Origin of the sequence: Streptomyces sp. 2-1 (assembly GCF_048564895.1) — a bacterium.
In the GTDB taxonomy this organism is placed as follows: Bacteria; Actinomycetota; Actinomycetes; order Streptomycetales; family Streptomycetaceae; genus Streptomyces; species Streptomyces phaeochromogenes.
This window is the reverse complement of sequence record NZ_CP183383.1, coordinates 9,195,631-9,207,142: the sequence shown is the minus strand read 5'-3', so window position 1 is coordinate 9,207,142 and position 11,512 is coordinate 9,195,631. Positions and strand designations below refer to the sequence as shown.

At 68.7% G+C, this 11,512-nt stretch carries 9 protein-coding genes; 7 read left to right on the top strand and 2 right to left on the bottom strand.

Annotation, left to right across the window (positions count from 1 at the left end; genetic code table 11):
• Positions 1-444: 444 nt before the first annotated feature.
• Entirely contained in the window at positions 445-3,894 is a 3,450-nt protein-coding gene (locus ACN20J_RS40395; RefSeq protein WP_419667851.1) for a CARDB domain-containing protein, read from the top strand.
• Between the two features lie 240 nt (positions 3,895-4,134).
• Positions 4,135-4,908 (top strand): hypothetical protein, encoded by a 774-nt coding sequence (locus ACN20J_RS40390; protein ID WP_419667850.1) that lies wholly within the window; start codon positions 4,135-4,137, stop codon positions 4,906-4,908.
• 32 nt (positions 4,909-4,940) lie between these two features.
• Here ACN20J_RS40390 and ACN20J_RS40385 read toward each other — a convergent pair whose 3' ends face one another.
• Positions 4,941-5,597: a response regulator transcription factor gene (locus ACN20J_RS40385; protein ID WP_190227241.1), complete on the bottom strand. Its 657-nt coding sequence runs from the start codon at positions 5,595-5,597 to the stop codon at positions 4,941-4,943.
• The gene (locus ACN20J_RS40380) at positions 5,594-8,029 is read right to left on the bottom strand and encodes a sensor histidine kinase (RefSeq protein ID WP_419667849.1); all 2,436 of its coding nucleotides are present in this window, start codon (positions 8,027-8,029) and stop codon (positions 5,594-5,596) included. The genes ACN20J_RS40385 and ACN20J_RS40380 overlap by 4 nt, the downstream gene beginning before the upstream one ends.
• Before the next feature lie 261 nt (positions 8,030-8,290).
• Here ACN20J_RS40380 and ACN20J_RS40375 point away from each other — a divergent pair, with 261 nt between their 5' ends.
• From ACN20J_RS40375 to ACN20J_RS40355, 5 genes are all read left to right on the top strand, one after another.
• Positions 8,291-8,758: a peptidoglycan-binding domain-containing protein gene (locus ACN20J_RS40375; protein WP_419667848.1), complete on the top strand. Its 468-nt coding sequence runs from the start codon at positions 8,291-8,293 to the stop codon at positions 8,756-8,758.
• Positions 8,737-9,303: a hypothetical protein gene (locus ACN20J_RS40370; protein WP_419667847.1), complete on the top strand. Its 567-nt coding sequence runs from the start codon at positions 8,737-8,739 to the stop codon at positions 9,301-9,303. The genes ACN20J_RS40375 and ACN20J_RS40370 overlap by 22 nt, the downstream gene beginning before the upstream one ends.
• A gap of 161 nt (positions 9,304-9,464) precedes the next feature.
• Positions 9,465-10,229: a hypothetical protein gene (locus tag ACN20J_RS40365; RefSeq protein WP_419667846.1), complete on the top strand. Its 765-nt coding sequence runs from the start codon at positions 9,465-9,467 to the stop codon at positions 10,227-10,229.
• Between the two features lie 100 nt (positions 10,230-10,329).
• The gene (locus ACN20J_RS40360) at positions 10,330-10,773 is read left to right on the top strand and encodes a peptidoglycan-binding domain-containing protein (RefSeq protein WP_190227238.1); all 444 of its coding nucleotides are present in this window, start codon (positions 10,330-10,332) and stop codon (positions 10,771-10,773) included.
• Positions 10,774-10,970: 197 nt separating this feature from the next.
• Positions 10,971-11,447: a DUF4333 domain-containing protein gene (locus ACN20J_RS40355; protein WP_419667845.1), complete on the top strand. Its 477-nt coding sequence runs from the start codon at positions 10,971-10,973 to the stop codon at positions 11,445-11,447.
• Positions 11,448-11,512: the final 65 nt, after the last annotated feature.

The window sequence follows — 11,512 nt, the reverse complement described above, 5'->3', positions numbered from 1 at the left end:
GTGGGGGGTGTGCGTCGTGCTTCGATGTGCGGTGGCGCGCACTCTCTTTTGCGTCAATCGATCCGAGAGTTGCAGACGCCTGACGGTACGTCTATGGCGTGAGCATGCCCGAAACACGGGCCCTGCGAGCCCCTCCCACCTGCCACACCACCGGGCCAGCGACTTTCGCGCGGGCTGTCGGAAAAGCGCAAGCGGGTACGCAAGCGACGCAAGCCGCTTCCACGTCAACTACCGGTGATACCGGGACCGTTGACAAAGCGGAGACGGACTAGAAACCTGTGGACGTAGTTTCCGCAAAGAATCGACTGAGCAGCTCAATTAGCGCGCAAGGCCGGTGCATTCCTCGACGGACACTTCACTCCCCCTCTGAACTCCCCTGTGCCTGCCCCGGCGTGCCCGGCCCGTCAGTCGCGCTTCCGCCTCCCCCACGGAACAGAGGACCCCATGAGATGGAGACCCCTCGGCCGCCGGTCACTGACCGGCGCCGTCATAGCCGCGCTCATGACGGCCGGGCTGATACCGCTGGCCGTCACGTCGAGCGCCCGGGCCGCCACCGCCCCGGTCGGCACCGAACGCGCGAAGGCGGCGGCCGACGTCAACCTCGCGCTCGGACGTCCGGCCAGCGCGGGCGGCTCGAACGGCCCCTACACCGCCGGGAACGTCACCGACGGCACCCAGGCCTCCTACTGGGAGGGGCCGGGCGGCTCCTTCCCGCAGTGGGTCCAGGTCGACCTCGGCGCGACCCGGACCGTCGACGAGGTGGTGCTCAAGCTGCCCGCCACCTGGGAGAGCCGTAACCAGACGCTGTCCCTGCAGGCCAGCACCGACGGCTCCACCTTCCGTACCCTCGCGGCCTCGGCCGGCCGCGCGTTCAACCCCGCGCAGGCCAACACCGTCCCCCTCGGCCTCACCTCCCCCGCCGAGGCGCGCTACGTCCGCGTGCACATCACCGGGAACACCGGCTGGAACGCCGCTCAGCTCTCCGAGCTGGAGGTGTACGGCGACGACGGCGGCACCACGCCTCCGCCGACCGGCACCAACCTGGCCCGCAACAAGCCCGTCGAGGCCACCTCCTCGGTCCACAACTTCGTCGCCGCGAACGCCACCGACGACTCCACCTCCACCTACTGGGAAGCCGCGGGCCACCCCTCCGACCTCACCGTCAAGCTCGGGGCCAACGCCGACGTCGACGCCGTGGTGGTCAAGCTCAACCCGGACCAGGTGTGGGCGGCCAGGACCCAGAGCATCCAGGTGCTGGGCCGTGAGCACTCCGCGAGCGGCTTCACCTCGTTGCGCGACCGTGCCGACTACGCCTTCAGTCCCTCCCGGGACAACAACTCGGTGACCATCCCGGTCACCGGCCGCTGGTCCGACCTGCGGCTGCGCTTCTTCTCCAACACCGGGGCACCGGGCGGCCAGGTCGCCGAGTTCCAGGTCGTCGGGACCGCCGCACCCGCACCCGACCTGACCGTCACAGGGCTGGACTGGACACCTGCCGCCCCCTCCGAGCGGGACGCGGTGACCGTGAACGCCACGGTCCGCAACGCGGGGACGGCACGCTCGGCCGCCACGACCGCCGAGGTCGGCCTGGAGGGAACGGTCGCCGGCAGCGGAACCGTACCCGCGCTCGACCCGGGCGCGTCCGCCACGGTGGCCGTCGCCGCCGGTACCCGTCCCGCGGGCAACTACGGCGTCTCCGCCGTGGTCGACCCGCGCAACACGGTCGCCGAACTCGACGACAGCAACAACAGCCGCACCGCCGCGAACCGGCTGGTCGTGGGCCAGGCCCCCGGCCCGGACCTCGAAGTACGCGGCATCACCACCAGCCCGGCCAACCCGGCCGTCGGCTCGTCCGTCTCCTTCACCGTCGCCGTGCACAACCGCGGCACCACCACGGCGACGGCCGGCTCCGTGACCAGGCTCCAGGTCGGCTCCACCACGCTCAACGGCACGACCGGCCAGGTGGCATCCGGAGCCACGGCAAACGTGGCGATCAACGGAACGTGGACGGCGACCAGCGGCGGGGCGACCCTCACGGCCACCGCCGACGCCACCGGGGTCCTCGACGAGACCAACGAGAACAACAACGTGCTCGCCAAGTCCCTGGTCGTCGGCCGTGGCGCCGCCGTCCCGTACGCCGAACTGGAGGCGGAGGACGGCCGTTACGAGGGCACCCTGCTCACCGCCGACGCCAAGCGGACCTTCGGACACACCAACTTCGCCACCGAGTCCTCGGGCCGCAAGTCCGTCAGGCTCAACTCCACAGGCCAGTTCGTCGAGTTCACCTCGACGACTCCCTCCAACTCGATCGTGGTGCGCAACTCCATCCCGGACGCCTCGGGCGGCGGCGGAGCACAGGCCACGATCAGCCTGTACGCCAACGGCACCTTCGTACAGAAGCTCAACCTGTCGTCGAAGCACAGCTGGCTGTACGGGACCACCGACGATCCCGAGGGACTGACCAACTCGCCCGGCAGCGACGCCCGTCGGCTGTTCGACGAGTCCCACGCGCTGCTGTCGCAGAGCTACCCGGTGGGCACCAAGTTCCGCCTCCAGCGGGACGCGGGCGACACGGCCGCGTTCTACGTCATCGACCTCGTCGACCTCGAACAGGTCGCGCCCGCGGCCACCAAGCCCGCGAACTGCACCTCGATCACCGAGTACGGGGCCGTCCCGGGCGACGGACTCGACGACACCGACGCCATCCAGCGGGCGGTCACCGCCGACCAGAACGGCCAGATCTCCTGCGTGTGGATCCCGGCCGGGCAGTGGCGCCAGGAACAGAAGATCCTCACCGACGACCCGCTGAACCGGGGCCAGTACAACCAGGTCGGCATCCGGGACGTCACCATCCGCGGCGCGGGCATGTGGCACTCCCAGCTCTACACCCTCACCCCGCCCCACCAGGCCGGCGGCATCAACCACCCGCACGAGGGCAACTTCGGCTTCGACATCGACCACAACACCCAGATCTCCGACATCGCCATCTTCGGCTCGGGCACCATCCGCGGCGGCGACGGCAACCACGAGGGCGGCGTGGGACTGAACGGCCGCTTCGGCAAGGGCACGAAGATCACCAACGTGTGGATCGAGCACGCCAACGTCGGCGTGTGGGCCGGCCGCGACTACTCCAACATCCCCGAACTGTGGGGCCCCGGCGACGAGTTGGAGTTCTCGGGCGTACGCATCCGCAACACCTACGCCGACGGCATCAACTTCGCCAACGGCACCCGCAACTCCACCGTCTACAACTCGTCCTTCCGCAACACCGGCGACGACGCGCTCGCCGTGTGGGCCAGCAAGTACGTGAAGGACACCTCGGTGGACATCGGCCACGACAACCACTTCCGCAACAACACGATCCAGCTGCCGTGGCGGGCCAACGGCATCGCGGTGTACGGCGGTTACGGCAACACCATCGAGAACAACGTCATCGCCGACACGATGAACTACCCCGGCATCATGCTCGCCACCGACCACGACCCGCTCCCGTTCACCGGGCAGACCCTCATCGCGGGCAACGCCCTGCACCGTACGGGCGGCGCGTTCTGGAACGAGGACCAGGAGTTCGGCGCCATCACCCTCTTCGCACAGGGCCAGGACATCCCGGGCGTGACCATCCGGGACACCGAGATCTTCGACTCGACGTACGACGGCATCCAGTTCAAGACGGGTGGCGGCGCGATGCCGGGCGTGAAGATCACCGACGTGAAGATCGACGGGTCCAGCAACGGCTCCGGCATCCTCGCGATGAGCGGGGCCCGCGGCAGCGCCGCCCTGACGAACGTCACGATCACGAACTCGGCCGAAGGGAGCGTACTGATCGAGCCGGGCTCACAGTTCACCATCACCGGCACGCCGACCGGGGCGTCCGCCGCCCGCATGAACCGCTGAGCCAGGGGTCTCCGGCCACCGGCGACGGGTTCCGGAGACCCGCCGATACGCCCTTGTCCCGACCACCCACTCAAAACGCCGGTGCCCCGCACTCCGAGAGGAGTGCGGGGCACCGGCACTGGCACACTCCGGGGGCCGTCCATCTGGTCGACACTGTGTGTCGACGAGCGGAGACTCAGCAAGTGATCTGCGGGAGTCGCGCGCGAGCATCAACGCCCCCTGCCGGGCCGAGGAGGACGAGTGACCAGCGCACCGCAGAGACGGGCCCGATTACGTCTCGCACGGCATCGGCCGGCGCCGAACCACGTCCGGGCACGGTTCCGTGAGGAGCCACCGGGACCGGAGCCGGCTCCTGGCCCCGAGGCCTCGCGGGCGCGAAGGGTCTGGCAACGCATACGGCGGGACAACTGGGCGCACATCATCACGGTCACCGGGACGGCTCTCGCTGCCGTCGCGGCCATCGGAGGGCTCTGGGCCCAAGCCGTCGCGTCGTACTGGAGCCAGCAGACGGCAAGGGATCAGCTGGCCCAGTCCAAAGAGGAAAGCGCCCTCCAAAGACGAGATCAAGCGTCGAACGTGACCTACTGGGTCCAGAACCCGTGGGGACGTCGCGAGAACGTCAAGATCCATGTTCTGAACAGGTCACCTGATCCGGTCTCCGGAGTCCGGCTGATGCTTCACGTCAACGACCGCCCGGCGTTCATGCAGTTGAGCAACGTGCCCCCATGCGCCGACATCGTGTACCCGGCGCCCAGTCTGCTGCTGGGCACGGCCGACATGCCCCGAGATGAGCGGCCCAAGCTCTCCGATCCTGACTATCGCTGGGCCGCCGAGTTCATGTACTTCATCGACAGCAACGGCAACGATTGGACTCGGACGTCGACCGGTCTGGATGAACGCGCGCCTCTGCCCAAGGCCACCATGGAGAATCCGATCGGTCAGGGGATCGGCAACATCGCGGTCTTCGAGGAGCAGGTGGGCGAGGCCGGCTTGTGCGAGGGCAGGGGCAAGTAGCGGATGACGGTCTGTTGGCTGAGCGACCCCGGTCAGAGGTCGTCCACGTCGACCAGCCCGTCCTGGATGGCCCGGGCGACCAGGCTTGCCTTGGTCCGCGCGGGTCGGCCGACGTTCGCGTACTTGATGCGCACCCGGTCCAGATACGAGTTGACCGTTCGTACGGAGATCCCGAGACGCTGCGCGACCAACTCCTTGGACTCCGACTGGAACCACTCGATGAGCACGTTCTCCTCGCGGACGGAGAGCTGGGGACGGTCGGCGCGGGTGTTCGTTCCCAGCGCGCCGGCCAGCGCGGGCGGCATGTAGGGCCGCTCGTCCGCCGCTGCCAGCGTCGCCTCGACCAGGTGGTCCCGGCCCTCGCTCTTGGTCAGATAGGTCGCGGCTCCCAGGTCCAGGCAGTTGAGCGCTGTCTTCTCGTCGTCCCGCATCGAGTAGACGACCACCTGCCGCCCGGCGTCGACGAGTCTTCGGAGGCTGCTGAACGCGGGGCCGCCTTCGGCCAGTTGCAGATCCAGGACGACGACGTCGGCCGTGCTGCCCGGCTCGGTCCAGGCTTCCCGTACGGAGTCTCCGGCCGCGACCACGGTGATGGGTCGCCGTGCTGCGGCGTACCACGCCTCTATGCCCGAGAGGATGGCGGGATGGTCGTCGACGACGACCACGCTGACCGGTGCGTTGTCACTCATGTGAGGTCAACTCCGGAGGCCGCCGGTCTTCTCCAGCCGGCTTCCACCCACACACTTCCACCGCGCGTTGTTCGCTCCACGGCCACCTGCGCGTTCGTGGCAAGGCCGGGTGCCTGCGCGGCCTCGTCCGTGTCCCGGCCGCCGGCGCAGTCCTCGCTGACCACGCTCACGCGTACCGCGCGGGGTGTCCACACGACAGTCACCCGCGCGGTCGAGCGGGTACGGCCCAGAATCACCGCCACCGGGTCGATCAGCTCCCTCCGCACCTCCACAGGCACCTCACCCGGCCGGCCCCGTACTGCCAGGCTCACGGTCACCCCTTGATGCTCGGCCACTTCAACGCACGCCCGCAACTCGTTGAGCAGCGGGTCCAGGACGGCGTCGCTCTCCGCGAACAGGCGGCGCATACGGGCGGCTTCGACTCCGCACCGCAGCCTGACCTCCTCGTCGTGCGGGCTCAGCACACCATGGCCGAGGCCCACGAGCAGCGGCACGGTCGTCGCCGTCAGCGCGCGATAGCGCTCCTTGTGATCACGCTGCATGTCCTCGTGGATGCGTTCCCGGGTACGCAGTTCTTCCTCCCGTGCGGCCGCGGTCCCCGCGGCCGGCGCCGTACCGTGGAGCAGGTACGTCATCAGCACACCGACGGAGAGCTGGAAGCCGCAGCTGCCAATCGTGGAGATCCCCATGATGGCCCACTGGGCGACGGTCGGCTCCCCGGACAGGAACACAGCGGTCGCGTTGAGCCCCACATGCGCCGCGAGGAACGCCGCGTACACCCTGACCCGCAGGTCTGCCAGCAGGAACAGCGCGTGCCAGCCGACCACTCCGAACGCCCAGTCCGGCGCACCCGTCGACTGCTCCGGCGGGAGCGTGAACGCGCACACCGCCGAGACGGCCAGCACCGAGCCCAGGCTCAACCAGCGCACCCTCGGCGGGATCCGCCTGCCACGCAGCAGATAGGCACCCCCGATCACGGCGACGGCGGCAAGGCAGACGAAGGCAGCCGTCTGTGCCCATGCGGGGCGGTACATGTCCTGGTGGACCACGAGCCGGCGCAGCGAGATGGTGAACTGCCACACCAGGCTGATCAGCAGCACGGCCAGTTGGGTCCCGTAGAGGAGCCGCCCGCGGATGAAGCGGACGTCGGCCGTGTGCTGTACCTGGGCGCGGGGCGGGCGCGGTACGCCGGTCGCCTGTGACTGGCGCGGAACGCCGGTCACGTGTGACGGGCGCGGTATGCCGGTCGCCTGCGCACTGTCCCCTGCCTGCGACGCCCGGGCCGGGCCGTGCCAGCGCCACTGCACGCGGGTCCCGGTGTCCGGACGGGAGGTGACCGTGGCGGAGCCTCCGACCGCGTGCATCCTGCCGACGATGGAACCGTTGATGCCCCGTCGCCGCGCGGGGACGGACTCCGGGTCGAAACCCCGTCCCGCGTCGGACAGTTCGACGACGGCGCCGTCCCCCTCCGTCCATGCCCTGAGCTCCGCCTCCCGCACCCCGGCATGGCGGGCCACATTGGTGACGGCCTCGCGGACCCCGTTGAATATCGCGAGCCCAGGTCCTGACGGAATCGCGAGCGGACCGTCGATACGCGTCTTGAGGCGCACCCTGGCCTGTCCCTCACCCTCGGGCACACAGCCGAGAAGAGCCGCGAGGTCGACGCTCCCCGTCTCGAATCCGGGCACGGCGGACATGGCCTCCAGATCCTGTCTGGCCCGCGGAGGCAGCCACGACCAGTCCCGGCCGTCGCCCTGGGAGACCATCAGCAGCGTCGCGCTCGCCGTGTCGTGCAGGGTCGCCAGGTACTCGCGCTCGGTCGCCCTCCGTGCGGCGGCGACCTCCATCTCCCGGCGCGCCTCCGCCCTGACCGCGGCCGACCGGTCGGCCGCCCTGGCCAGCCCCCGGACGATGAGGTACGCGGCCCTCGACAGGCCCACCTGGATCAGCATGCGCACCAAGGGCACCACGTCGGGGCCCTGCCCGGGCGAGGAGAGGACGTCACCCAGCACGCTGACGCCGGCCCCCAACGCGGCCAGGGCGGCCCCGGCCACCGGTCGCGTCGCCCACTCGTACTGGAAGGCGACGACGCTGATGCCGACCATCGCCTCCACCATCACGTTCGCGGCCTCGCCACCGATCACCGGCTGAGACAGCCCCGTCAGCACCACCACGGCCGCGTCCAGCGTCCACAGCAGGGCGAGCGGCAACAGACTCGGGCGGCGCAGTGAGTAGAGGCGCACACCACAGGCGAGGAAAGCGGGCACCAGCAGAGACAACGCCAGGGGAACCTCCGCCGCATCCGCCGAGACGACACCCAGCACACCACACAGGCAGACCACGATGGACCGGAGCCACACCCCGAACCGCTCAAGGGCCAGGATCAACAGGCGCTCGCTGGACCTGGGCCCCTCTATCGGCTCAGCGGCCATCCCTGTTCCCCCTCGCATCCCCCATGCCGCATGGAAACAAGGGTAGTTGCCCCACGATCAAGGCAGAGCGCCCATTCGCCTCCGGTGCCTGCGGCGGCCGCTTCTTGTGGGGCGAACGACCGGCACACCCATCGACCGGGCCGGGCTAACGTCCCGTCGTACGGGGCTGACACCGTCCGCGGCGGGCCCGCGTCCAGGCGGGTGCGAGTGCGCGCCTGACGCACGGTCAGTTCACTTCCTCCCCTCAAGAGAGGTACAACCATGTCCATTCGTCTCGGCAAGCGATCCAGATCCCTTCTGGCGACCGGCGCCCTTACCGCCGGCCTCCTCGGCAGCGCCGTTGCCGTCGCTCCTTCGGCGGCGGCGTGGCCGTACGTCGGGGAGTGCTCGACCAGCCACAAGATCATCTACAACACCACCTCCTCACAGGTCATCAAGATCCCGGACGTGTGGTACGAGGGGTACTACAACGTGCGCTGCTGGATGGACTACGGCAGCGACGGAGTCGGCGTCGAGACTCTCCAGCTCGCCCTCAAGTCGTGCTATGGGCAACCCATCGCCGTCGACGGCGAATTCGGCCCGGCCACACGAGACGCCCTCAAATACGCCCAGGGCAAAGAGGGAATCACCGCTGACGGCCTGTACGGCGAGCAGGTGTTCGAGAACCTCAAGTGGGCCAGGTACAAGCAGGATGGGACGCGCAACGGTTGTGCCAGCCGCGACTTCTAACTGCCCATGACTACGACGACCCCGCCTGGGGACCGCTCCCCGCCCGCCCGGCCGCACTGCGCTGGCTGTTACTGCTCCCCCTGACCCTGGTGTTCCTGCCGCTGTGGTGGGTGGTGTGGGTCTTCATCGCCGTCTGCCTCTACTGCGTGGCTCCGGTGGCCGAGCTGATCGTCCACATGGTGCCGCGTGCCGAGAACGGCGCGATACGAGTGCTCGACGCCACGCTGGGCCGGGTGCCGTTCGTCCCGCTCTGGTGCGTGACCCCGGTGGCATTGGTACGGGAGGGCGACACGGCGTACTACCAGGCGCGAGTGGACCGGCGCGTAGAGAAGCAGACCCGGCGAGTGGAGACCTCCCGGCACCGTCGCGAGTACCACCGCGACCTGGAACTCGGAACACACTACTTCCGGGGCGCCGGGGCCGGTTACGTCCTGCGCGTCGCCTCGGAGCGGGGCTGGAACCTCCATCCGGTGCTGCGCTCGAACCCCCGGCGCCGGCTCCGGCTGCGCCACAACGGTCGGCCAAGGCCGGACGCCAGGAACTGACAGTCCCGGACGGTCTCCGTCAGAGGCGGCCACCCCGCCCGCTCACCCAACGGCGAACCAGCCGACGCACTCCGGCCTCCACCCTGGCGTACTCACCCACTTTCAAGGAGACGACACTGAGAACACGTGCCCTGAGGTGGCCCGCACTGATCATCGCGTTCGTGCTGGGCCTGCCCTCGTTGACCGGCTGCGCCATCGACAAGGGCACGGCACTCGCAGCGGACTTCGAAGAGAACTGGGCTGGCACGCCGGACGTGGCGAAAATCCGCACCACCAAGAACAACACGCTGCCCTTCAAGGGAACGTCGACCGGCACGCTGATCCTCAAGGACGGCACTTCGGCCGACCGCGTGACCAAACTGGTGGGCGAGATGAGGGAGTTCGTCGCCCGCCACGACAAGACCACCGGTCGGATCGCGGCGGACGGCATCACCTTCACCGTCGTCGCGGACGAGGGCCGCACCGGCGAGGTCCTGGCGTTGTGGCGATCGCTGACGGCCGACGACCGGGTGTCGGACGCCGACATCAATGACGCGCCCTGGAAAGGGGCAACCGACCGCTGGCGGATCGAGGTCACCGCGGTCGATGCCACCGGCGCGTTGACGGTGTTCAAGGACATGTACGCCAAGGGCGACCGGCACCGGCCACTTGCCGGAGTGATGGTCCTGAGGGTCAGAGGGCCGGGGCTCTTTGTGGAGAGCGACTTCAACGACGGTTTCCCCGCCGAGGCGATCGCTGCGTACGAGGCGGTGCTTGCTCAATACCCGGTCGTCGGAGCGACTCTGCGCCGCGATGCCATGTCCGGATCGGCGGTCAGCATCGTCGTGGCGAAGGGCGTGGATCGGGACCGTGCCGGCGAACTCGCGAGGAGGGCGGCGCCGAACCTCGGTACCGCCGTCGAGGTCACCAGCGCCAGCGCCGACTGACCGCCGGCTGGATCAACCAGAGCGGCCGTCTCGGAACCGCAGTCCCGTCCTGTAGGAACTCGGGCAATCCGTCCGAAAATCGAATGGTGGAGCAGAATTGATGAAAATCCGAAGCGGGCGCACCAAGTCGGCAATGGCCACTGGAGCCCTTCTGGCCGGACTCCTCGGCGGCGCTCTCGTCGGCGCGCCGTCCGCATCAGCGGCCAACTCCCCTTGCAGCTACGGGGGTTACGTCTACAACAAAGTCACCAACCCCACCTCTTACAAGTACGTCCCCTACGTCACCGGCGACTGGTCCGATTGCTGGCTGGACCGGGGAATGAGCAATACGGCAGTCCGCGCCCTACAGAAGAACCTGAATTCCTGCTACGGATACAAGCTGGCGACGGACGGTGTCTTCGGAGGCCTAACCGAGTCGGCACTCGTCTCCGTCCAGAAGAAGGTTGGTGTCGCGGCGGACGGCGACTACGGACCCAAGACGCGGGATGCGATGGTGTGGGCCAACTACAGCGTGGAAACCGGGGCGCGGATCAGCTGTAACTGACGAACAGCTGATCCATAGCCCGGTCCCCGATATGCACGAACCGCCGGGATGCCGGCGACAAGTCTCGGGAACTTCAGCGTAACGGGAGGTGCGTTCGCCGCATCAAGGGCGACCGCACCTCTTTCGTACTCAGAACCGATTCAGTCGATTTCGCAGTCCTGAATCTTTGTCTCATCACCTACAAACACGGGGACGGAATGCAGAACGCGGGGCGTAACAAGAGGATTGCGACCGCGGCGGCGCTGGGCGCGCTGACGGTGCTTCTCGCCACCGGATGCTCCTTCAGCATTGGCGACGCGAAGAAGAAGAGCGAGGCGACGGCCGGCGAGAGCGCAGCCGCCGTCGAGGAGCGGCCGACGGCCGAGGAGCAGCCGACGACCGAGGAACGGCCGGTCGGTGATGATCCCGCGGAGCCCGAGAACACGGGCGTCAACGAGGGCGGGGCCGTCCACAAGGCCCGAGTCGCGCAGACGATCTCCGACAAGCTCGCTACGGACACCGGCAAGCGTCCCGACAGGGTCACCTGCCCTGAGCACCTCCCGGCCCGGGTCGGCGCCACGATCCGCTGCGAACTCACTGCCGGCAGCGACACCCTCGGGGTCGCCGTCACCGCCACCGCGGTCAACGGCAAACAGGTCAACTACAACTTCAAGGTCGACGACAGCGTCAAGTGAACCGGTGGTTCGCTGGACGGCGGCTGATCGGCATCGGTCGAGTCCATCTCCAGCCGCCGCTTCAA

What these genes read in the sequence shown, in the direction of transcription:
- ACN20J_RS40375 (WP_419667848.1), top strand. Translation starts at nt 8,291, where the DNA reads ATGTCCATTCGTCTCGGCAAGCGATCCAGATCCCTTCTGGCGACCGGC.
- ACN20J_RS40360 (WP_190227238.1), top strand. Translation starts at nt 10,330, where the DNA reads ATGAAAATCCGAAGCGGGCGCACCAAGTCGGCAATGGCCACTGGAGCC.
- ACN20J_RS40385 (WP_190227241.1), bottom strand. Translation starts at nt 5,597, where the DNA reads ATGAGTGACAACGCACCGGTCAGCGTGGTCGTCGTCGACGACCATCCC.
- ACN20J_RS40355 (WP_419667845.1), top strand. Translation starts at nt 10,971, where the DNA reads ATGCAGAACGCGGGGCGTAACAAGAGGATTGCGACCGCGGCGGCGCTG.
- ACN20J_RS40395 (WP_419667851.1), top strand. Translation starts at nt 445, where the DNA reads ATGAGATGGAGACCCCTCGGCCGCCGGTCACTGACCGGCGCCGTCATA.
- ACN20J_RS40380 (WP_419667849.1), bottom strand. Translation starts at nt 8,029, where the DNA reads ATGGCCGCTGAGCCGATAGAGGGGCCCAGGTCCAGCGAGCGCCTGTTG.